Here is a 262-nt window from a genome sequence, read left to right as displayed (position 1 = left end):
AGATTCCCTACTGCTGCCTCCCGTAGGAGTCTGGACCGTGTCTCAGTTCCAGTGTGGCCGATCACCCTCTCAGGTCGGCTATGCATCGTTGCCTTGGTAAGCCGTTACCTTACCAACTAGCTAATGCAGCGCGGATCCATCTATAAGTGATAGCAAGACCATCTTTCACTATTGAACCATGCGGTTCAATATATTATCCGGTATTAGCTCCGGTTTCCCGAAGTTATCCCAGTCTTATAGGTAGGTTATCCACGTGTTACTC

Annotated in this window: 1 rRNA gene; it reads right to left on the bottom strand. The window is 48.9% G+C overall.

Annotated features, from left to right (window positions below):
* Positions 1-262 (bottom strand): 16S ribosomal RNA (locus CD113_RS10385); the annotation flags it as partial.

The sequence above is a fragment of the Staphylococcus simiae genome (assembly GCF_002902085.1).
Lineage (GTDB): Bacteria > Bacillota > Bacilli > Staphylococcales > Staphylococcaceae > Staphylococcus > Staphylococcus simiae.
This window is presented reverse-complemented; position numbering and strand designations above follow the sequence as displayed.